Consider the following 21,655-nt stretch of genomic DNA (forward strand, 5'->3'; position numbering starts at 1 on the left):
CCACACCTATTGCTAACAGGTGCAAGGATCAGCGCCCAACAAACCCGAGAATCATACTCTTGGACCAGTCAGCCACCAGGAGAAAATGCGGGATCAGCTCGGACTGCCGCCACCAGTCGTCTGCATCTACCGGGGCCAGGCTCAACAGACCAACGCCAACGGTAATCAGCAACGCACCGCGTGCGGCACCAAATATCATACCCAGGAAACGGTCGGTGCCACTCAGCCCGGTAACCACCACAAGTTGCCCGATCAAATAATTGATCAGACCACCAAGAATCAAAGTCAGTACAAACAATATCGCGCAGGCCGCGATAACCCTGACTGAAGGAGTGTCTATATACGGGACAAGGTACTCAGCAAGCGCTCCGCCAAACATCCAGGCTACCAGGCCGGCAACCACCCAGGTCACCAGTGATAACGCTTCCTTGACGAAACCCCGGGCTAAACTGATCACGGTCGAGACGGCAATAATGGCGATGATGGCCCAATCAATCCAGGCTAGTGTCACGACGAAACACCCGTTAGCGGAAAGGCCAATATTCTACCAGAGCCACCCTTTGACCGGAACCGCTATCGTTTGCCAGAAGCCGCGTCAAAGGCTACGACAAAACCCTTGGCACCCTGGCGACGCTCGAGCTCATCACGCAAACGATTGGCGCTCGCGCGATCCAGCACCGGCCCGACATACACCCGGGTAATAGCCTTACCGTCCGCCGTGGCGGCAACTGTGTAGGCGTTATAACCCTGCTCTACCAGCTTTTCCTTGAACCCATCTGCATTGGCGGCGGCGGAGAAACTGCCCAGTTGAATTACCCAATCACCCTGACCAGCCGTTGGCGCAGGTGTAGGCTCGGGAGCAGGCGTCGCCGTAGCAGGCTCGGGCGGCGTGACAACTGCCGGGGCTTCACTGAGGCCCTCCTCAACCAGCATCGGAATAACCTCTGTCTCTGGAATGCCCGCAACCGGCTCTGGCTCCGGCAGCTCAATCGGCGCAGCCGGCGCAATTGGCTGACTCGACATCTCAGGCTGCTGCGGCGCTTGCACTTCAACGCTGACTGTTTCGTCCTGGCCGGATAACAGCATCGGCAAAAACACCACTGCAGCGACGACCAGCACCAATGCGCCAATAAGGCGCTGCTTCAATTTGTCATCCATTGTTCAGATCCTGGGACTGTTGATTTAACCAGAGTATGGCTGCTGAGACCGAGAAAAACGACCCAAAAATCACGATTTCGGTCGTTGCGGGGGTATCGTCCAGACTGGCCTTCAGCGCCTCGGCAATTGAGCCGTAGCTGCGGCAGCTCTCCCCCATCGTCGTCAAGCAGGTAACCAGGTCAACAACTGGGCGCGTTCTCGGGCTTGGCAAAGGAGCCAGAGCCCAATGGCAGAAAGTACCCGCCAGCGGTGCAATCACTCCAGCCAGGTCCTTGTCGGCCAAGAGGCCGAAAACAGCCACGCGCGGTACCCGATCCGCAGCCAGCTCACGTGCCAGAAAGTTGGCCGCATGCGGGTTGTGCCCCACATCCAGCAGCAGACGCCGCGGCTGGCCCCGCCAACTGACGGTGCGACGCTGCATCCGGCCCGTGACGCTGACCCTGCTCAAGGCATCGATAATCTGCTCGTCGGACAGCGCCAGACCTGCCGCCCAGAAGGCCTGAAGGGCCGTCGCGAGATTGTCTTTCGGTATTGAAGTGGCTGGAACCTTGTCTATGCAGCGGCGCTGGCTCTGCTGGTCTTGCCCGAACAACTGCCAGGATGATCCCGTGGATCGCCAGCCATAATGCTCTGTGCGCTGCAGCAACTGCGCGTGCTGACGCTCGACCTCAACCTGAAAGGTCGATGGCATATCAGTTTCACTGCACACCAGCTTGATACCGGGCCGCAGGATACCGGCTTTTTCATAACCGACTGATTCCCGGGTGTCGCCAAGATACTCCTGGTGATCAAGACCGATACTGGTGACCACTGCCACGTCCGGGTCGACAATATTGACCGCGTCCAGGCGCCCGCCCAGACCTACCTCTAACACCACGGCATCCAGCCCGGACTGCTGGAACAGCAGCAGCGCCGCCAGCGTGCCGAACTCGAAATAGGTTAGAGACACCTCCGCCCGGGCAGCGTCTATGCGGGCAAAAGCCTCACAGAGCATCTGGTCAGAGACATTCTGCCCAGCAATACGCACTCGCTCGTTATACACCAGCAAGTGCGGAGAGGTATAAACCCCAGTGCGCAGCCCGGCCTGCTGTAATAGCTGGTCCAGAGCTGCGCAGGTAGAGCCTTTGCCGTTAGTCCCAGTGACGGTAAACACCAGCGGTGCAGGGCGCGAAATCCCCAAGCGCGCAGCAACGCTGGCGACCCGCTGTAACCCCATGTCAATTTCGGTCGGATGCAGCTGCTCGAGCCGCGCCAACCAGCCTGCCAGGTCGGCGCTCGACATCAGCCCTCGCCGTTCAAGGGTTCAAGTGGCTGATCTGGTTCCGGGGCTGGCAAGTTAGTGAGCATGGCCAGCATGCTGGACAGGCGATCACGCATTTCGGCACGGGGAATAATCATATCCAAAGCGCCGTGAGCGAGCAGGAACTCGCTGCGCTGGAAACCTGCTGGCAACTTCTCGCGCACCGTCTGCTCGATAACCCGCGGACCGGCAAAGCCGATCAGCGCGTTTGGCTCAGCCACGTTCAGATCACCTAGCATCGCCAGGCTAGCGGATACCCCACCATATACTGGGTCAGTCATCACGGAAATAAACGGGATGCCCTCCTCTTTCATCTTCGCTAATGCGGCACTGGTCTTGGCCATTTGCATCAACGAGAACAGCGCTTCCTGCATACGTGCGCCACCCGAGGCAGAGAAACAGACATAAGGAATCCGTTCACGCAGCGCGATCTCGGCACCACGGACAAAGCGCGCACCCACCACACTACCCATGGAGCCGCCCATAAAGCTGAACTCAAAGGCACTGGCAACAATCGGATTACCCTTCAACGAGCCCTGCATGACTACCAGCGCATCTTTCTCGCCAGTGTCCTTTTGCGCGGCCGTCAGGCGATCCTTGTATTTCTTGCTATCGCGAAACTTCAGTCGATCAACCGGCTCCAGCTCACTGGCAATCTCGGTCCGACCTTCCGGGTCGAGAAAAATATCCAGTCGACGGCGGGCGTTGATCCGCAGGTGGTGGCTGCACTTCGGGCAGATATCCAGATTCTTTTCCAGCTCCGGGCGGTACAGCACGGCATCGCAGGAAGGGCACTTGCGCCAAAGGCCTTCAGGCACACTGCTCTTCTGCGCCTCGGAACGCACTATGGAGGGTATCAACTTATCTACCAGCCAGTTGCTCATCGCCAATCCTTATTTCGTTGTCTGCTACACCAAAGGGAATTTCTGTTACCGATCCATTGCCTGACGCATTTCACGGATAATAGCGCCAACTGCCTCACGTGCCCGCTCGGGATGTGCTGCATGATCGGCAATCTGGTTGACCAGTACCGAGCCAACCACTACACCATCCGCTACGGCGCCGACGGCCGCTGCCGTTTTTCCATCACGAATACCAAAGCCGACGCCAATCGGCAAAGCGGTGACGGTACGCAACTGCTCCAGCTTGGCTGCCACATCAGTGACGTTCAAAGTATTGGACCCGGTCACACCCTTGAGCGAAACATAGTAAACATACCCACTGGCATGCCTGCAGATCTTGGCCGCCCGCTGCAAGGTGGTCGTCGGCGACAAAAGAAAAATCACGTCCAATCCGCGCTCCTTGAATAGTGCCGCCACTTCGTCGGCCTCTTCGGGCGGCAAGTCAACGGTGAGCACGCCATCCACTCCAGCGTCTAGCGCCGCATTGGCGAAGGTCTCATAACCCATGCGCTCAACCGGATTGAGATAACCCATCAGTACCACGGGAGTGGTCTGATTTGTTTCGCGGAACTGGCGAACCATCTCGAGCACGTCGATCAGGCGGACATGGTGGAGCAGTGCTCGCTCCATGGCTTGCTGGATTACCGGGCCGTCGGCCATGGGGTCGGAAAACGGGATCCCCAGCTCGATAATGTCGGCGCCCGCTTCCACCAGCTCGTGCATCAATGGCAGCGTCATGGCGGGGTCGGGATCGCCCGCAGTCACGTAGGGAATCAAGGCCTTGCGACCTGTTGCACGCAGTTGTTCAAAACACGTTTGTATTCGGCTCATATCACACTCTGTTCAAAGACTGATGCCGTCAATGCCGGCGACGGTATGAATATCCTTATCCCCGCGACCTGACAGGTTGACCACGATGGTCTGGTCCGGGCGCATGGTGGCCGCCAACTTCATTGCATAGGCTACCGCGTGGGCCGATTCCAGCGCCGGCATGATCCCTTCAATGCGGGTCAATTCGCGGAACGCGGTCAATGCTTCTTCGTCTGTGGCGTTGACATAGGTGACCCGGCCAATGTCCTTCAACCAACTATGCTCAGGGCCAACGCCCGGATAATCCAGGCCGGCGGAGACCGAGTGAGTCTCAATGATCTGGCCAGCGTCATCTTCCATCAAATACGTCCGGTTACCGTGCAATACGCCGGGCCGGCCGGCGGCCAGCGGCGCTGCGTGCTGGCCGGTCTCCAGACCCAATCCGCCCGCTTCAACGCCATACATAGCCACACTGTTGTCTTCCAGGAAGGGGTGAAACAGCCCGATCGCATTGGATCCGCCACCCACACAGGCCACCAGCGCGTCAGGCAGCTTGCCGTACTGGGCCAGACATTGAGCTCGCGCCTCGCGACCAATCACGCACTGGAAATCACGCACCAGCTTGGGATAGGGATGCGGTCCCGCCACTGTACCTATGATGTAGAAGGTGTCATCAATATTCGTCACCCAGTCCCGCATCGCCTCGTTCATGGCGTCTTTCAGCGTTTTGGAGCCTGAGGTCACGGGTATCACTTCGGCACCCAGCAGCTTCATCCTGTAGACGTTCAAAGACTGCCGTTTGACGTCTTCTGCACCCATATACACTTGGCATTTGAGCCCCAGTCGCGCGGCTACGGTAGCGGTGGCCACCCCGTGCTGGCCAGCACCCGTCTCGGCTATCACTCGCGGCTTGCCCATATGCTTGGCCAACAACGCCTGACCAATAGTATTGTTAACCTTGTGTGCGCCGGTATGGTTAAGATCTTCGCGCTTGAGATAGATCTGCGCGCCACCGACCTTGGCTGTCAGCCGTTCAGCCAGATACAGCGGCGAAGGGCGGCCGACGTAGTGCGCCAGATCATGATCGAACTCCGCCTGAAAACCCGCGTCCGCTGACAAGCGCTCGTACAGCTCCTCCAGCTCTTCCAGCGCATCCATCAGGGTCTCGGAAACAAACCGACCACCGTAAGGGCCAAAGTGGCCCCGCTGATCGGGAATAGTGGCGTAATCCACTGCATTTGAGTCAGACACGCTTCACCTCTTGAATAAAAGAATTGATTTTGACCACATCTTTGACGCCCTTGGCCTGCTCTACCCCACCACTGACATCAACTGCCCAGGGTAAGGTATTGCTAATGGCCTCCGCGACATTCTCTGCGCTCAGACCGCCCGCCAATATCAGTGGCCAGGTACGCGCAGAGGGAATCAGCGACCAATCAAATATTTCACCGGTACCGCCGGGCACTCCGGCCTTGTAGCTGTCAAGCAGGATACCTGAGGCATCGGGCCAGCGGCCAGCCAACGTATTCAGATCATCCCCGGCCTGCACCCGCAGCGCCTTGAGATACGGCCGGTTGAATTGATCGCAAAACGCGGCGGGCTCGTCACCATGAAACTGCAATACATCCAAGGGCACCTCTGCCAACACCGCATTGATCTCTTGCGCGGAGGCATTAACAAACAAGCCCACTGAAGTAACAAAAGGGGGTAATGCGCGAAGGATCTGACGAGCAGTCGCGGGGCTGACCGCACGGGGGCTGGGTGCATAGAATACCAGGCCTATGGCGTCGGCCCCGGCCTGCGCTGCGGCCAGGGCATCTTCAACCCGAGTAATACCGCATATCTTGATTCGCACCATAGTACGTAGACATACCTGATCTGATCTGGCCCTGAATAGTAGCAGATCAGCCCCGCAGCGTCAGTCGAGCGTATTGAGCGCCGACAGAAAGTGAGGCCCCATGTAACGCACGGGCAAATCGAAGCGCTCAGGATAAGTCACATCTACCAGATACAGCCCATACGCGGGTGCCGTTAGCCCACCCTCGCGACGGCAGGCGGCCGCCAACACATCGCCAGCCCAGTTGACTGGCTTTTCGCCGCAGCCTATTTGCATCAATACGCCGGCTATATTGCGCACCATGTGATGCAGAAAAGCATTGGCGCGAATATCAATCACGATAAACCGGCCAAATTCATGCAGCTTGAGATGATGTACACGCTTGATCGGTGATTTCGCCTGGCATGCGAGGGCGCGATAAGAGGTGAAATCGTGCTCTCCCACCAAGGCCTCGGCGGCCCGACGCATGCGCTCAATATCCAGTGACCGGTAGTTCCAGGTGACCTCGTGGGCCAAGTGTGCAGGCCTGACCGGGTCGCTGTAGATAACATAGCGATAGCGCCGGGCAACAGCTGAAAACCGCGCGTGAAAATCCTTTGGCACGACCTTAGCCCAGGCAACACTGATATCGGCGGGCAAATTGGCATTGGCACCATGAACCCAATTGACCGGAGTACGCACGGCATCGGTCTCGAAGTGAATAATCTGACAGGACGCGTGGACGCCCGCGTCGGTACGCCCAGCGCAGAAGAGGTTGACCGGATGATTGGCGACCCGGCTCAGTGCCTTTTCAACCGTCTCTTGAACGCTCTTGACGCCAGGCTGCTGCCGCTGCCAACCACGATAGGCCGTACCGCGATACTCCACGCAGGCTGCCACCCTGAAAACAACAGCGGCCGCCCCTTGGGCGGCCGCGTCTGAAGTTAAACTACTCATCTGTCAGTCAAGTTGCCCCATCATCTCACGAGCATCCTGCTTCTGCTGGTCGCTCCCTTCATCCAATACCTCGGCAAGGATATCGCGGGCGCCTTCCTGGTCGCCCATGTCGATGTAGGCACGCGCGAGATCGAGCTTGGTGGCGCACTCATCCGTACCGGAGAGGAAATCAAACTCATCTTCATCCTCCTCCGCCATGCTGTCGGCCAGAACCTGCTCGGCGGTAGATGACGGTGCTGACTCATCCTCCTCCAGATCGTCCAACTCGGTTGACTCGGCAGCCGCATTGTCCGGCTCGGCGGCCTCTAATTCGACAAAGCTGATCTCGTCGCTCTCGGCCTCATTCAGTTCTTGCTCGAAGCGCATCAACTCTTCATCCGAAAGGTTCAGAGTACCGTCAGTCTTCTCCGTTTCCTCAGCCGTGTCAGCACCAGACTGACCCATGGCGTCCATTTCAGCCATCAGGCTATCAGCCTGCAGGTCATCGGTTAGCGACAGGTCGAAATCTTCGTCCAGAGTGAAGTCCGAATCCAAGTCAGGGCCGGGCTTGGGCGCTGGCGATACGTCGTCGAGATTGTCGTCGAGATTAAAGCCCAGCTCGAAATCGTCGTCAGAGCTCTGCGAGGCAGTCGTAGTTACCCCCGGGTCTGCCAGATCCTTGGCCAAATTCTCATCCAGATCAAAGTCCAGGTCGAGATCGTGATCCAGGTCAACCATGGGCGCTGCGGTATCACCCGTTGCCGCTTCATCTATATCGAGGCCATCCAGGTCATAATCGATAACCCCCAGATCATCTTCCTCGGCAACCTCTTCAACATCCAGCGTCTGACTATCCAGCAATGGATCCTGAGCAGGATACTCATCCGCTATAACCGCACCACCCGCGAGGGCCGCCGCCATTATCGGGAAGCGCGCATTCATTGCCGCAATCTGCGACTCCGACGCCCCCATATTGCGCAAGGCAACAACCTGTTCGGCGTAACCCTCGCTATGCTCAAGCAGCCCTTGTACTTCCAGTAGCTTGAAGCGCAGATCAATGCGCTCCGGCTCGACATCTATTGCTGCATTGAGCACCTCAGCGGCCTCAGCCAGCTTGCCATAGGCAATCAGCGCATCGGCCTCGGTGATCGGATCGTGATTGATACCCAGATTCTGCGCGGACGGTTCATCGTCGAAGCCAGCCAGAGCCACATTGAAGGCATCGGAATCATCCGAACCGTCGTAATCTTTCTTTTCTGCGGCGCGGGCAATAAAGTTGTCCGCCATCTCCGCTTCGCGACGTGCGTTACGCCGGGCCAAGGCCATGAGCAGCAACAGCAGAAGCAAAAGAACAATGCCGCCCCCGACTATCAGGAAAGTCTGGTTTTGCATCATGCGCTGCAATAGCGCCTCAATCCCATTTTCATCTGCGGATTCCTGCTCAGCCACCACAGGCGCAGGCGCCGGATCGCTTTCTGCACTGGCCGGTGATGCGAGGCCTGTATCTGCAGCGGTTGCATCCAGTTCGATCGGCGTTTCGGCCCCCTCAGGCATGTCCGCCAGGCTATCAGCAGGGGCATCTATTCCTTCAGCAGGCAACCCGGACTCATCAACGGCTGGCAGCTCTGCGTCTTGAACCTCTTGATCTGCGAGCATAGCTGCAGTCGACTCTTCGCTAGTCTCTAGCTCCGGCGCTATGCTCGGTGCTACGTCAGGCGTTTCGGCCGCATCACCCAGCTGCTCCTGCATAGCGGCCAGCTGGGCATCCTTGAGCTCCAGCAGCCGCTGCAAGGTTTCCATTTGGGTCTGCATATCAGCCAGGCGGCTATCAGCCTCGGTCTTTTCCCGCTCCAGCGAATCAAGCTGCTCTTTTGTCTCATCCAACTGATCCCGCAAGCGACTGTCAGCATCGGTGCGGGCACTTTCCGAAGAGCCATTGCCTTGCTCGGCGCTGCCGGCGACCAAACGCAGCGAATCGCCTGCCGGGGCGGTTTCAGGAGCCGCAGCGGCTGACGCCTGTTGCCGCGCATCCAGCTGGCGCTGAGCGGGAGTCGCCTGCCGGCCGGCCTGCCAAGCGCGGTTTTGCGCAGCTACCTGCGCCACAGCTTCGGCCTGACCGAGCCGACGCGCCTGCTCTGCATCGGGAAGAGTCAGGGTCTGATCAGCTTTTAGGCGGTTGATATTGTTGTCGATAAAGGCATTCGGATTAAGCTCCTGAATAGCCAGCATCGTCTGGTGCACAGAGGCACCTGATGGACGGCTACGCAAGGCTATTTCCCACAGGGTATCGGAGCGGCTGGTACGCCATTCACCCGAACCCTGCTGGGTTGGCTGGCGAATTGGCTGCGCAGCTGCAACCGTCGCTGGTGCCTGGGCTTGCGGCCGCCTTGGCTGTCCGGGTGCCACCGTGGGCACCGGGCGCTGAACGGGAGCCGCGATGGGCGCTGCGGCAGTAACCGGTGTCGGGCTGTATAGCGGCGGGTCAAGCAAGAGAGTGAATTCGCGCAATACGCGACCTGAAGGCCAGCGCACTTCCATCAGGAAGTTGAGAAACGGTTCCTTGACTGGCCTGCTGGACGTCACCCGAATCACGGCGCGACCATCGGGTCGAACAACCGGTGTAAACACCAGATCGGTGAGGAAGAAATCCCGCGCGATACCGGCCCTGCCGAACTCATCGGGCGATGCGAGAGCAGGAAGAATCTCCTGACTGGATAAATCCCTGACCTGAAGCAACTCAATCTCTGCATCTAACGGCTGATTCAAGGCTGAGCGCAGGTTTATCTCCCCGACCCCCAATGCCTGGGCAACATTCGATGACATCAGAGCGCTTGCTGCGGCGATAGCCAAAACCAGTTTGCGAACCATAGCGAAGTTCCTTTGCTTTTATCGTTTTCTCTCGCGTCAACAGATCCCGTTGCTCGCGTACCGACCCTTCAACAGCTCCCCATTCGGTCCGCAGCAACCTGGCAACACTTATTAGGTATGAGCAACTAAATACTCAAACCTAATCTGCTTAATACGAAATCCACAGCAAGTATTGATTACAAATAGTCTTTTATCAACAGGTCGAGGGTTTGAAGACCGTTAAGTACTACACCTTTTCGCAGATTATCAGACACAATCCACATATTTAGTCCGTCAGGATCGGTTAAATCCTGACGCAACCGACCTATCCATACCGAGTCACTGCCAGTAGCCTCCGAAACCGGTGTCGGATAACCGCCAGGCGCAGCCTTATCCAGCAGCTTCACACCGGGCGCCTTGCGAATCAGCCCCGCCAGTCGTTTGACGTCAACCAATTCAGCCGTTTTAGCATGAACTACTGCCGCATTGCCATAAAATACCGGCACCAGAATGCATGTAACGCTAATAGGCATATCCGGCGCTTCAAAAATACGCCGCAGATCTTCTGTCAGACGAATTTCATCACGCGTATAACCCTGCTCGTCCACATCCCCAGTGCGAGGTATCAGATTGAAAGCGGCCTGTTTTTCCAGAGCACCGGCCTCAGGCGGCTGCCCGTTGAGCAGACGACCCGTCTGCAATGCCAGGCCTTCGACAGCGTCCAGATCCCGAGTCGACATGGATTGGTAAGTGGCAATAGATAGCGCTTTCAATCCGGAACCCGCTACGGCACGCAGAGCCAGCACAGCCTGCACAACCTGACTATCCGGACAGGCGACGATGCCTGGCCAGGTACGCCCTTCCAGGACCTCAGGGTTGGCGCCCGCTACCATGAGCGGCACTGAGGTATCCGCGCGAAAATGCCCGCTACCATCAATAACGCTGCAGCCCGCCTCGACCGCCCGCGGCGCCCAGATCGCCGTTACCGACTCGGCGCAAAAGAACAGCGCGACGCGCACGCTGCTGAAATCGAAGCGTTCCAGTGGTTCCACACGCAAACTCTGACCTTTGTACATCAGCCGGCCGCCGGCCGAAGTCTCTTCATCGACTAGATAAAGCCTTTCGATAGGGAATTCGTGATCTTCCAGCACATTGATCAGCACGTCACCGATCATGCCGGTCACACCGACTATCGCCACATCACAGGTCTTGCTCATACGTATTCCTCAACTGAAAAAACAAAGGGCACCCAAGCGAATGCCTGGGTGCCCCTGAAAAAACACCGGCCAGCGGATCAGCTCTCCTGCAGAATCCGCAACATGCGGCGCAGCGGTTCAGCCGCGCCCCATAGAAGCTGATCACCAACAGTAAATGCCGACAGGTACTGCGAGCCCATGTTCAGCTTGCGCAGGCGCCCGACTGGTACGGATAAGGTGCCAGTGACGGCAGTCGGCGTCAGATCGCGCAGCGTATCTTCCTTGGTATTGGGCACCACCTTGGACCAGGGATTGTGCTCGGCGAGCATGGACTCGATATCCGCCAGCGGCACATCCTTGTTCAGCTTGATGGTCAGCGCCTGGCTGTGGCAACGCATGGCGCCTATGCGCACGCAAATACCATCGACCGGGATCGGCCGGCCACTGCGACCAATGATCTTGTTGGTCTCCGCCTGGGCCTTCCACTCTTCACGGCTCTGCCCGTTGGGCAACTGCTTGTCGATCCAGGGGATCAGACTGCCTGCCAGTGGCACACCGAAGTGCTCGGCCGGGAATGACTCGTTGCGCAAGGTTGCGGCTACCTGGCGGTCAATTTCCAAAATAGCGCTGGCCGGATCGGCCAACTTGTCCGCTACCGAGGCGTTGATAGTGCCCATCTGATTGATCAGCTCGCGCATATTCTGCGCACCCGCGCCACTGGCGGCCTGGTAGGTCATGGCGCTCATCCACTCCACAAGACCCTGCTCAAACAGTCCGCCGAGCCCCATCAGCATAAGGCTAACCGTACAGTTGCCGCCGACGTAGGTCTTAACCCCGTCACGCAGCGCCTGATCAATACTTTTGCGGTTCACCGGATCGAGGATGATCACTGCTTCGTCTTCCATGCGCAGCGTAGAAGCCGCATCAATCCAGTAGCCATTCCAGCCTTCAGCACGCAGCTTCGGGTAGACCGCCTGAGTGTAATCACCACCCTGGCAGGTAATAATCACGTCCAGCGGCTTCAGCGACTCGATATCAAAGGCATCTTTCAGCGGCGGAGTATCTTTGCCGATATCCGGACCTGCTCCGCCTACATTCGAGGTGGTGAAGAACACCGGCTCGATGCCGGCAAAATCGTTTTCTTCGCGCATGCGCTGCATCAGCACCGAACCAACCATGCCACGCCAGCCAACCAGACCTACTTGTTTCATAACTACAACCCCCCGTGGGGTAAATTCAAAGACAATTACGCCCGGACATGCCGGGCGCAACGCAAAGCCGTACAGTTTACAGGTTTTTAAGGGCTGCGGCCACGGCGTCACCCATCTGCGCCGTTCCCACCAACTGACAACCCTCTGACATGATGTCGCCAGTGCGCAGCTTCTCATCAAGCACCAGGCTGACCGCCTGCTCAATCGCATCCGCCGCCGCTACCTGGTTAAAGCTGTAGCGCAGCATCATGGCTACCGACAGGATGGTCGCCAACGGGTTGGCGATGCCTTTGCCGGCGATATCCGGCGCGCTGCCGTGGCAAGGCTCGTACATGCCCTTATTGTTGGCATCCAGCGACGCCGACGGCAACATGCCGATCGAGCCAGTCAGCATGGACGCCTGATCGGAGAGAATATCGCCAAACAGGTTATCGGTGACGATTACATCAAATTGCTTGGGCGCCCTAACCAGTTGCATCGCCGCGTTATCAACGTACATGTGCGAGAGCTCGACATCCGGATAGTCTTTGCCTACCTCCTCGACCACTTCACGCCATAGCTGGCTGGAAGCCAGCACGTTGGCCTTGTCCACCGAACAGAGCTTCTTGCCGCGCAGGCGCGCCGAGTCAAAACCAACCTTAGCGATGCGCCGCACTTCAGATTCGCTGTAAGGCAGCGTATCAAAGGCAAAGCGCTCACCTGACTCCAGCACCTTGCGCTCGCGCGGCTGACCAAAGTAAATGCCGCCGGTCAGCTCACGAACAATAAGAATGTCGAGCCCAGACACCACGTCTGGCTTCAGCGTGGAGGCCTCAGCCAATTGCGGATAGAGAATCGCCGGACGCAGATTACCAAACAGCCCCAGTTGCGAGCGAATCTTCAGCAGGCCGCGCTCCGGGCGCAGTGCAGGATCGATGCTATCCCATTTGGGGCCGCCCACCGCGCCGAGCAGAATGGCATCAGCCTGGCGCGCACGCGCCAAGGTTTCATCCGCTAGCGGACTGCCGTAGCGATCATAGGCTGCACCGCCCAGATCGTCGTAGCTTAGCTCCGCGCCTAGACTGTACTTGTCGTTAGCCAGCTCCAGCACCTTGACCGCTTCGGCCATGATTTCGGGGCCGATACCGTCGCCAGGCAGAATCAGAATCTTCATACTCATTGTCTTTTCCTTCCAATCAGAACCGTTGCCGGCTGTATCAGACGCCCTTGATGGCGCCAAACAACCAGGGGTTGTCTCGCTTGTGGCCGACTTCAAAAGCGCGAATTGCCTCCGCGTCTTCCAGCGTCAAACCGATATCGTCCAGACCGTTGAGCAAGCAATGCTTGCGGAAGGCATCGACCTCGAAGCTGTACTGCTCGCCGTCGGGCCGAGTGACGGTCTGCGCCTGCAGATCGACGGTCAGTTGATAACCCGGATTCTGCTCCGCCTGCACGAACAGATCTTCAATATCTTTTTCATTTAAAACAATGGGTAACAGGCCATTTTTAAAGCTATTATTATAGAAAATATCGGCGTAGCTGGGAGCCAGAATAGCTCTAAAGCCATACTCTTCCAACGCCCAGGGTGCATGCTCACGGCTGGAGCCGCAGCCAAAATTCTTACGCGCCAGCAGCACACTGGCGCCTTGGTAGCGCAGCTGATTAAGCACAAAATCCGGGTTCAGCGGGCGATGCGACGCATCCTGATCCGGCAAACCCTCATCCAGATAACGCCATTCATCGAACAGGTTCTTGCCAAAACCACTGCGGCGGATCGATTTGAGAAACTGCTTGGGAATGATCTGATCGGTATCCACATTGGCACGGTCCAGCGGCGCGACCAAGCCGGTATGCTGAGTAAAAGGCTTCATGCGCTGACCTCCTGGTTAAGCATGTCACGAACATCAACGAAATGACCGGCGATCGCCGCCGCCGCAGCCATGGCCGGGCTGACCAGATGAGTACGCCCGCCGTTACCCTGGCGCCCCTCAAAGTTCCGGTTGGATGTGGAGGCACAATGTTCACCGGACTCAAGACGGTCCGGGTTCATCGCCAGGCACATGGAGCAGCCGGGATCGCGCCACTCGAAACCGGCGGCCTTGAAAATCTGGTCCAGCCCTTCCAGCTCTGCCTGCTCTTTTACCAGACCGGAGCCCGGCACGACCATGGCCTGCTTGATGCTTGACGATACCTGCCTACCTTTGGCCACGACAGCGGCGGCGCGCAGATCTTCAATTCGCGAATTGGTACAGGAACCGATAAATACCCTATCCAGCTTGATCGAGGTGATCGGTTGATTGGCCTCCAGCCCCATATACTTGAGGGCGCGCTCGTAGCCATCGCGCTTGACCGCATCTGACTCCTGGATCGGGTCTGGCACCAGCGCGTCCACGGCGACGACCATTTCCGGAGAGGTTCCCCAGGACACCTGTGGCTTGATGCTAGCCGCATCCAGCTCAACAACGGTATCGAATACCGCACCCTCGTCGGATACCAGCTCTTTCCAGGCAGCCACGGCCATATCCCAGTCTGCGCCCTTGGGTGCATAGGGCCGGCCTTCAACATAGGCGATAGTTTTAGCATCGCATGCAACCATGCCGACGCGCGCACCCGCTTCAATGGCCATGTTGCAGATGGTCATGCGCCCTTCCATCGACAGATCACGGATCGCCGAGCCGGCGAACTCGATGGCATGACCATTACCGCCGGCGGTGCCGATCTGGCCAATGACGGCGAGCACCACGTCCTTGGCAGTGACGCCAAAGCCCAGCTCACCTTCGACCTTGACCAACATGTTCTTCATTTTCTTGGCCACCAGACACTGGGTAGCCAGCACATGCTCGACCTCAGAGGTGCCAATACCATGCGCCAGCGCAGCGAAGGCCCCGTGCGTCGCCGTGTGTGAATCACCACAGACCACGGTCATGCCAGGCAGGGTAGCACCCTGCTCCGGCCCGACCACATGCACAATGCCCTGACGGCGGTCGGTCATCTTGAATTCGAGAATGCCGAAATCCGTGCAATTGTCGTCCAGGGTAGTCACTTGCAGCTTGGACACCAGGTCGCTGATGCCGGATACCCCAGCTGCACGGTTGGTGGTCGGCACGTTGTGATCCGGCGTCGCCAGATTGGCGTCGATGCGCCAAGGCTTGCGACCGGCCAGCCGCAGCCCTTCAAAGGCCTGCGGCGAGGTCACTTCATGCAACAGGTGGCGGTCTATATAAAGTAATGCGGAACCATCGTCGCGCTGCTTGACCAGATGGTTGTCCCAAAGCTTGTCGTAAAGGGTTTTGGCGGACATGCTGTACTCCTGAATCAGGCTAATGCTGCCACGCAAAACAATAAGCGTCCGTTCTGCGGTGCTGTTATGTCAATTCACCCAGCAAGCTTAAAAGCTGGCAATCGATAACACAAATTCATATTATTCATGGATTGAATAACCTTTCGGAATACGGATCATCGATACTGCCAATCTTTCGGCGTTCCTCGCTGTTGCTGAACACGCGTCCTTTTCTCGCGCCGGCGACCAATTGCATTTGACCCAACCTGCGATCAGCAAGCGGATCGCAACACTCGAGCAGCAGCTGGGCGCGCGATTATTTGACCGCATTGGCCGCCATGTGACGCTAACCGAAGCCGGTCGGGCATTGAAACCCCGTGCCGAACAAATCATCAATGCCCTGAGTGATACCCAGCGAGCGCTGAGCAATTTATCCAGCCGTGTACAGGGCCGACTAAGCATGGCTACCAGTCATCATATCGGACTGCATCGGCTACCTCCGGTCTTGCGTAGTTACACGGTGAATTATCCGGACGTGGCCTTGGATATCGACTTCCTTGATTCTGAAGTCGCCTACGCCAAGGTCCTGCATGGCGAAATAGAGCTCGCCGTTATTACGCTCGCACCCGCTGTGGAGCCGCCCATAGTAGCGCGCGCCATTTGGGACGACCCTCTGGATTTTGTGGTTGCCCCAGAGCATCCACTGGCCGCTCTGCCACAGGTCAGTCTGGCGCAACTGGCGGTTTACCCTGCGGTATTTCCGGGAGCCAATACATTTACTCACAATGTCGTAAGCCAGCTATTCCAGCAGCGCGGGGTGACGCCACAGATAAGCATGAGCACCAATTATCTGGAAACGATCAAGATGATGGTCTCAATCGGATTAGCGTGGAGCGTGCTGCCCCGCACCATGCTTGATCAGCAGGTCACCGCCCTGACCGTGCCAGGCGTCAATCTGCAGCGCCAGCTCGGGGTGATATGGCACAGCGGCAGAACCCTATCTAATGCCGCCCGGGCGTTGGTCAGCCAACTGGATCGCAAGCAAATGTAATCACGCCTTGTTGCCAAGCCCTTCTGGGTCTATTTTTAATACAATTGCAATATAGGTTCTACGGACTCTACTTTGTTAATGAACTCGATCCAGGAAGGGTCTCATGCGGCAGTTACCAGGGGCAGATCTTCACACCAGCGGATCGGATACAGACGAAGCTTTCAGACTTCTATTCCACCGCATGCCCATCGCCAGCATGCTTGCCGAGGCGGCCACAAGTCGTGTGATTGATGTCAATCCGGCTTTTGAAGACCTATTTGGCTGGCGACCGGACAACATCATTAACCAACTGTCTTCAGAGTTCCCGCTTTGGGCAAGTAAAAAACAACGCCAGCAGTTACTCAATCTGTTTACTATAAAAGGCCGCCTGGTCAAATTCGAAGGCGTCCTGCGCTGCCGAAGCGGCGAATTGAAAACCTGTCTTATTTCAATGGAAAGCATCGTGGTGCACGGCGTCGAATGTCGGCTCTCGATGGCCCATGATATAACCGCACGCATCCACACAGAACGGGAGCTGAAGGTATCGCAGGAGAAATACCACAAAGCGTTCAACGCCAGCCACGATGCAGTACTGGTCATGGATTTGCAGACCGAATTGCTGGTGGAAGCCAATAACGCCTTTCAAATACTCAGTGGCCTTGCTGCCCAAGATGCCATCGGACATACCTTGCCCGAACTCGGCATCATCGACAGGGCGTCCATGGCGCTACTGCATAGCAAGTTGAGCCAAACCGGCCGTGTTCGTGACCATGAACTCAGTATTCGCCGCAGCGACGGCGCTAGTCGGGATATCCGTCTGTATGCTGAGCCGGTAATGGTCGCTGGCAATAATTGCCTGGTCATGACCGCGCATGACATTACCGAACAAAAGCTGCGCGACACTGCCCTGCGGGAAAGCCAGGAACGTCTCAACATGGCGCTCGAAGCCGCGCAGATGGGCATCTGGGATTGGAGCCCATCCAGCGGGATGCTGCATTGCTCCGCACGCGCCGCAGCCCTGCATGGACGGCAGCCGGTGGAGTGGAATGGGCCGCTGATCGAATTTATGACAGATATCCCGGCCAAGCATCGCCGGCAGCTGCGTCGCAGCTTTATCGCCATTTGTCGCGGGCAGCAGTCTTATTACCGCTTGGCGTACAGCCTGCAGCCAAACAACGGCGGACTGCGCTGGCTGGAGGTGACCGCTACGCTGCATAGAAATACCGATGGCAGCTTTCAGCGTATGGTCGGCACGCTGAAAGACATTACCGAACAGCGCCGCAGCGAACAGGCACTGATGCGCAGCGAGGCCAAGTTTTCCGCCCTGTTTCAAGGCTCACCCGATCCCTATATCCTGGTTAACGCTTCAACTCAGTTGGTCATCGAGATTAACCAGAGCTTCAGTCGGATTTTCGGTTACAGCTTGCAGGATATTATTGGCAAGACTGCGCTGGAGGTGGGTTTTTGGCGCAACCCCCAGGACCGCGCCGCGATTGTAGCGGCGATTGAGCGCGATAATGGTCTGGAAAGCATAGAGATCGATTTCCTCACGCGCGAGGGCCTACCTCTGACCTGCGAGGTATCCAGCCGCTTTATTACCATCAATCGGCAACTATGTATGTTGTCGACGTTCAAGGATATTACCGCCCGCAAGCAGGCTGAAGCGGCCCTGCGCGCCTCCGAAGACAAATTTGCGCGCGCCTTCAAGGCGAGCCCTGATTCCATCAGTATCAGCGAGAAAGCCAGTGGCAGACACCTGGAAATCAATGAGGGCTTTACCAGGCTAACCGGCTTCTGCGCCGCTGAGGCGATTGGCAAAACCGCTAGAGAAATGAATATCTGGGCCGACTACTCTGAACGCACAGTACTGATCGATGAATTGGAGCGGTATGGCCGTGTGCGGCAAAAGGAAATGCGCATCAACGGCAAGTTTGGCCAGGAGCTGCTGGTGTCGGTTTCGATCGAACCGGTGGTCATCGAGAATGTTGATTGCATGCTGTTAACCGCCCGAGACATCACTGAGCAGAAGCTTATCGAGGCTCGAGTCAAGCATCTGGCCTATCACGATGCGCTCACCGACTTGCCTAATCGGCTGCTACTGACTGACCGCCTAGAGCAGAACCTGGCCGCCTGCGAACGCCACGGCGAGACCAGCGCGCTGTTGTTCTTTGACCTCGACCATTTCAAACATATCAACGATTCACTCGGCCACTCCTGCGGTGACGCCGTGTTGCGGGAAGTCACTCGCCGCTTATTGGCCCAGGTGCGCAAGGTGGACACGGTGGCCAGACTCGGAGGCGATGAATTTGTAGTACTGCTATGCGGGCTGGATCAAGCACCCGACACATTGCGCCCACAAGCACTGCATAGTGCTCAGAAGCTGCTCACCGAGCTGTCTTCACCCATGCTCATCGAAGGACACAGCCTGCATATTAGCTGTAGCATTGGTATTGCCCTATTGCCGGAGCACGGCAGCAACCCGGACGACCTGCTAAAGCGCGCCGACATAGCCCTCTACAAGGTTAAGGAAAATGGGCGAAACGGCATCGCCTTCTTCGAGCAGGCCATGCAAATCGCTGCCAGTGAGAGGCTATCAGTCGAAACCGAGTTACGCGTCGCAGTCAGCAAATGTGAGTTCGTACTCTTTTACCAACCTCAGTTTGACGCCCTTGAACAACGCATCGTTGGCGCCGAAGCCCTCATTCGCTGGATGCACCCAAGCAAAGGGCTTACCAGCCCCACGGGATTCATCCACGTGCTTGAAGAGAGCGGCATGATCCTCGAAGTCGGCACCTGGGTGCTCGGGCGGGCTTGTCAGTTCATTGCTGAGCTGTTGCGACAGGGCCATGTCAATTCTGACGAGTTCAGCCTGAGCGTGAATATCAGCCCCCGGCAATTCCGCCAACCCGATTTTGTCGAGCAGGTCCGCCATGCGATCGATAGCCGTGGCGTACCGGCGCGCTGCTTGAAGCTGGAAATAACCGAGAACATCATTATCCAGAACATCAACGACACCGTCGCCAAGATGCAGGAGTTACGCGATACGGGCGTCAGGTTTGCTCTGGATGACTTTGGTACTGGCTATTCTTCGCTAAGTTATCTCAAACGCCTGCCACTCGATCTGCTGAAAATCGACCAATCCTTTATTCGCGACTGTACCCGCGACGCCAATGACGCAGAAATTGTGCGTGCGATCATTGCGATGGCGCGCAACCTGAGGCTCGAGCTGATTGCAGAGGGCGTAGAAACCCAGGAGCAACTGGACTTTCTGCAGACCCAGTCCTGCCACGCTTTTCAGGGTTATCTGTACAGCCCACCGGTGTCCGAGGAAGATTTTGTCAGCATCCTCAGACGCGGCGCTCACAGGCTACCAGTGGTTTAAGTAAATGTACTGGCCCGATCTTGAACGCCAAAATTTCGACTACCACAGAATGCCGTCACCTCATTTAAGAGCCCTACCGGCGACCCTGTCCACCCGGCGCCTTTAGTGTGTTCCCACACCGAGCCTAGCCCGTACGTCAAAATGCGGCCTGCGTCACAATAGTTACATACTTAATACTGAACCTATGTCATTGTATTGGGTCATAAAAGTGCGTACTAAAAAATGCACCTATTTCAACGCACTGGAGTTTCATCATGAACAAGTCAATGCTGTCGGGCATCATTCTCGGTGCTGTAGTCGCCACCGCCGGCGGTGCCATTGCTGGCTATACCGCGCTCTCAGACAAAGAGCCTACGCATGCCAAAGTGGTTAACGTGGAAGAAATCACGAAAACCGAGAAAACTCCCCGGCAGGTATGCCAGGATGTAGTAGTCAATCGGCAGAAGCCTGTTCAGGATCAACACCAGGTGCTCGGTTCAGTAGCAGGCGCGGTGGTTGGTGGCCTGCTCGGCAACCAGGTAGGCGGCGGTAGCGGCAAGAAGATCGCCACCGTTGCTGGCGCTGCGGCCGGTGGCTATGCTGGCAACAAGACCCAGGAAAGAATGCAGGCCAATAACACCTACTCTACTACCGAAACCCGTTGCGAAACGGTTTACGATAGCAGCGACAAAGTAGTGGGCTATCAGGTCGACTACACCATTGGTGATGAAGCGGGCAGCGTTCGCATGGACCATAACCCAGGCAATCAGATTCCTCTGCAAGAAGGCCAACTGGTCCTCTCCAAGCAGTAATCTAACGCCGATATCAGCCTGGCAGGGATGCATACATGCTCTCCCGCCAGGCTTTTTTATATCTGACTTACAGGTATTCCCTTCTCCTTACTACCCCGTATTACTAGCCCCTCCGCTTCAGGCTGAGGCACGGCAGAGATCTAGCCAGGTTTTTAATCCCGCAGTGCGGAATTTGCTGCGATGCAGCGCGAAATAAAACCCGCGGTGAAAATCCCTTTGTGGGACCGATAACGGCACCAGGCTACCCCGGCGAAACGCTTCCACCAAGGTGATCGCCGACAGACAACCTACCCCCAAACCCGCCTCAACGGCGCGTTTGATGGCTTCAGTATGCTGCAGCTCAAGCTTGATCTGTAATTGCGGTAACAAGCCGTGCATGGCCCATTCGAAGTGTTGACGCGTGCCTGATCCAGGCTCGCGAATAATCCATTGCGCCGCCAGCAAATCCTCATCACTCAGCCAGGGCTTCCCCGCCCAAGGGTGGTCGGGTGCGCAGAAAACCACTAGCTCATCATCCCTCCACGGCAGCATCTCCAGATCGGGGTGCTGAGTCTCACCCTCAATCAGCCCTATATCCAACTCAAAATTAAGCAGCTTTTGCACGATAGTTGCGGTGTTCGCCACTTCCAGCTGAACCTTGGCCCCCGGCTGATCGAGCATATACTGAGCCATAATCTCCACCGCCAAATAATTACCAATACTCAAGGTCGCGCCTACCTTCAAGTGCCCAGGCTCCTCATGCCGCGCCAGCGCCTGCTCCAGACTGCGAGCTTGTTCCAGCAACGCTTCGACACGCGGCCTGACACTTTGGCCCAGCTCATTGAGCTGCAGGCGCTTGCCCACCCGATCAAACAATTGCACTGAAAATTGCCGTTCAAGATCTCTGAGTGCACTGCTGGCTGCCGACTGAGACATGGCCAAGCTCTCGGCTGCGCGGGTCAGATTCTCATGGAAAGCTGTCGCCAGAAACACCTCAAGCTGCCTGAAGCTGTATTTCATTATCGGTTTTTCCGGTTA

The 21,655-nt window shown here is 57.1% G+C and carries 18 protein-coding genes; 3 read left to right on the forward strand and 15 right to left on the reverse strand.

Translation table 11 applies throughout. The features are described 5' to 3' along the window. Positions 1 to 28: 28 nt before the first annotated feature. The 14 genes from K787_RS0117950 to leuC all read right to left on the reverse strand — a co-directional run bounded on the left by K787_RS0117950 (position 29) and on the right by leuC (position 15,456). The gene (locus K787_RS0117950) at positions 29 to 511 is read right to left on the reverse strand and encodes a CvpA family protein (protein ID WP_022964202.1); all 483 of its coding nucleotides are present in this window, start codon (positions 509 to 511) and stop codon (positions 29 to 31) included. Positions 512 to 573: 62 nt separating this feature from the next. Beyond that, a complete protein-coding gene (locus K787_RS0117955) occupies positions 574 to 1,158 on the reverse strand; it encodes an SPOR domain-containing protein (RefSeq protein ID WP_022964203.1) in 585 nt (194 codons plus the stop codon). Continuing rightward, on the reverse strand, positions 1,151 to 2,440 hold the full coding sequence (gene folC / locus K787_RS0117960) for a bifunctional tetrahydrofolate synthase/dihydrofolate synthase (RefSeq protein WP_022964204.1): 1,290 nt from the start codon (positions 2,438 to 2,440) through the stop codon (positions 1,151 to 1,153). The genes K787_RS0117955 and folC overlap by 8 nt, the downstream gene beginning before the upstream one ends. Next, on the reverse strand, positions 2,440 to 3,342 hold the full coding sequence (gene accD / locus K787_RS0117965; RefSeq protein WP_022964205.1) for an acetyl-CoA carboxylase, carboxyltransferase subunit beta: 903 nt from the start codon (positions 3,340 to 3,342) through the stop codon (positions 2,440 to 2,442). The genes folC and accD overlap by 1 nt, the downstream gene beginning before the upstream one ends. Positions 3,343 to 3,387: 45 nt before the next feature. Then, positions 3,388 to 4,191: a tryptophan synthase subunit alpha gene (gene trpA, locus K787_RS0117970; protein WP_022964206.1), complete on the reverse strand. Its 804-nt coding sequence runs from the start codon at positions 4,189 to 4,191 to the stop codon at positions 3,388 to 3,390. A 12-nt stretch (positions 4,192 to 4,203) separates the two neighbouring features. Continuing rightward, entirely contained in the window at positions 4,204 to 5,421 is a 1,218-nt protein-coding gene (trpB, locus tag K787_RS0117975) for a tryptophan synthase subunit beta (protein WP_022964207.1), read from the reverse strand. Next, entirely contained in the window at positions 5,414 to 6,028 is a 615-nt protein-coding gene (locus tag K787_RS0117980) for a phosphoribosylanthranilate isomerase (protein ID WP_022964208.1), read from the reverse strand. Before K787_RS0117980 ends, trpB begins: the two co-directional genes overlap by 8 nt. A gap of 60 nt (positions 6,029 to 6,088) precedes the next feature. Continuing rightward, positions 6,089 to 6,943: a tRNA pseudouridine(38-40) synthase TruA gene (gene truA / locus K787_RS0117985; protein ID WP_022964209.1), complete on the reverse strand. Its 855-nt coding sequence runs from the start codon at positions 6,941 to 6,943 to the stop codon at positions 6,089 to 6,091. A gap of 3 nt (positions 6,944 to 6,946) precedes the next feature. Next, on the reverse strand, positions 6,947 to 9,790 hold the full coding sequence (locus tag K787_RS0117990; RefSeq protein WP_022964210.1) for a FimV/HubP family polar landmark protein: 2,844 nt from the start codon (positions 9,788 to 9,790) through the stop codon (positions 6,947 to 6,949). Positions 9,791 to 9,966: 176 nt separating this feature from the next. Then, a complete protein-coding gene (locus K787_RS0117995) occupies positions 9,967 to 10,986 on the reverse strand; it encodes an aspartate-semialdehyde dehydrogenase (protein WP_022964211.1) in 1,020 nt (339 codons plus the stop codon). 77 nt (positions 10,987 to 11,063) lie between these two features. After that, positions 11,064 to 12,176: an aspartate-semialdehyde dehydrogenase gene (gene asd / locus K787_RS0118000; protein ID WP_022964212.1), complete on the reverse strand. Its 1,113-nt coding sequence runs from the start codon at positions 12,174 to 12,176 to the stop codon at positions 11,064 to 11,066. Positions 12,177 to 12,252: 76 nt separating this feature from the next. Next, positions 12,253 to 13,335 carry a 3-isopropylmalate dehydrogenase gene (gene leuB, locus K787_RS0118005; protein WP_022964213.1) on the reverse strand — a complete coding sequence of 361 codons (1,083 nt, stop codon included), beginning with the start codon at positions 13,333 to 13,335 and terminating at the stop codon, positions 12,253 to 12,255. Positions 13,336 to 13,372: 37 nt separating this feature from the next. Then, positions 13,373 to 14,026 carry a 3-isopropylmalate dehydratase small subunit gene (gene leuD, locus K787_RS0118010; RefSeq protein ID WP_022964214.1) on the reverse strand — a complete coding sequence of 218 codons (654 nt, stop codon included), beginning with the start codon at positions 14,024 to 14,026 and terminating at the stop codon, positions 13,373 to 13,375. Then, positions 14,023 to 15,456, reverse strand: coding sequence for a 3-isopropylmalate dehydratase large subunit (gene leuC, locus K787_RS0118015; RefSeq protein WP_022964215.1), 1,434 nt, complete (start codon positions 15,454 to 15,456; stop codon positions 14,023 to 14,025). The genes leuD and leuC overlap by 4 nt, the downstream gene beginning before the upstream one ends. Positions 15,457 to 15,613: 157 nt before the next feature. Between leuC and K787_RS0118020 the strand changes: the two genes are divergently transcribed. The 3 genes from K787_RS0118020 (at position 15,614) to K787_RS0118030 (ending at position 20,638) form a co-directional block, all read left to right on the forward strand. After that, positions 15,614 to 16,486, forward strand: a complete 873-nt coding sequence (locus K787_RS0118020; protein WP_028615074.1) for a LysR family transcriptional regulator — start codon at positions 15,614 to 15,616, stop codon at positions 16,484 to 16,486. A gap of 103 nt (positions 16,487 to 16,589) precedes the next feature. Beyond that, the gene (locus K787_RS23630; RefSeq protein ID WP_022964217.1) at positions 16,590 to 19,847 is read left to right on the forward strand and encodes an EAL domain-containing protein; all 3,258 of its coding nucleotides are present in this window, start codon (positions 16,590 to 16,592) and stop codon (positions 19,845 to 19,847) included. 254 nt (positions 19,848 to 20,101) lie between these two features. After that, positions 20,102 to 20,638 (forward strand): glycine zipper 2TM domain-containing protein, encoded by a 537-nt coding sequence (locus K787_RS0118030; protein WP_022964218.1) that lies wholly within the window; start codon positions 20,102 to 20,104, stop codon positions 20,636 to 20,638. 117 nt (positions 20,639 to 20,755) lie between these two features. On the opposite strand, the gene K787_RS0118035 is transcribed toward K787_RS0118030, so the two are convergent. Beyond that, on the reverse strand, positions 20,756 to 21,637 hold the full coding sequence (locus tag K787_RS0118035) for a LysR substrate-binding domain-containing protein (RefSeq protein ID WP_022964219.1): 882 nt from the start codon (positions 21,635 to 21,637) through the stop codon (positions 20,756 to 20,758). Positions 21,638 to 21,655 lie beyond the last annotated feature (18 nt).

The organism is Halopseudomonas pelagia CL-AP6 (genome assembly GCF_000410875.1).
In the GTDB taxonomy this organism is placed as follows: Bacteria; Pseudomonadota; Gammaproteobacteria; order Pseudomonadales; family Pseudomonadaceae; genus Halopseudomonas; species Halopseudomonas pelagia.

Coding starts and splice junctions, on each gene's coding strand:
- leuD (WP_022964214.1), bottom strand. CDS start 14,026: ATGAAGCCTTTTACTCAGCATACCGGCTTGGTCGCGCCGCTGGACCGT.
- K787_RS23630 (WP_022964217.1), top strand. CDS start 16,590: ATGCGGCAGTTACCAGGGGCAGATCTTCACACCAGCGGATCGGATACA.
- leuB (WP_022964213.1), bottom strand. CDS start 13,335: ATGAGTATGAAGATTCTGATTCTGCCTGGCGACGGTATCGGCCCCGAA.
- K787_RS0117990 (WP_022964210.1), bottom strand. CDS start 9,790: ATGGTTCGCAAACTGGTTTTGGCTATCGCCGCAGCAAGCGCTCTGATG.
- truA (WP_022964209.1), bottom strand. CDS start 6,943: ATGAGTAGTTTAACTTCAGACGCGGCCGCCCAAGGGGCGGCCGCTGTT.
- K787_RS0118030 (WP_022964218.1), top strand. CDS start 20,102: ATGAACAAGTCAATGCTGTCGGGCATCATTCTCGGTGCTGTAGTCGCC.
- trpA (WP_022964206.1), bottom strand. CDS start 4,191: ATGAGCCGAATACAAACGTGTTTTGAACAACTGCGTGCAACAGGTCGC.
- accD (WP_022964205.1), bottom strand. CDS start 3,342: ATGAGCAACTGGCTGGTAGATAAGTTGATACCCTCCATAGTGCGTTCC.
- leuC (WP_022964215.1), bottom strand. CDS start 15,456: ATGTCCGCCAAAACCCTTTACGACAAGCTTTGGGACAACCATCTGGTC.
- K787_RS0117955 (WP_022964203.1), bottom strand. CDS start 1,158: ATGGATGACAAATTGAAGCAGCGCCTTATTGGCGCATTGGTGCTGGTC.
- K787_RS0117980 (WP_022964208.1), bottom strand. CDS start 6,028: ATGGTGCGAATCAAGATATGCGGTATTACTCGGGTTGAAGATGCCCTG.
- K787_RS0118035 (WP_022964219.1), bottom strand. CDS start 21,637: ATGAAATACAGCTTCAGGCAGCTTGAGGTGTTTCTGGCGACAGCTTTC.
- asd (WP_022964212.1), bottom strand. CDS start 12,176: ATGAAACAAGTAGGTCTGGTTGGCTGGCGTGGCATGGTTGGTTCGGTG.
- K787_RS0117995 (WP_022964211.1), bottom strand. CDS start 10,986: ATGAGCAAGACCTGTGATGTGGCGATAGTCGGTGTGACCGGCATGATC.
- folC (WP_022964204.1), bottom strand. CDS start 2,440: ATGTCGAGCGCCGACCTGGCAGGCTGGTTGGCGCGGCTCGAGCAGCTG.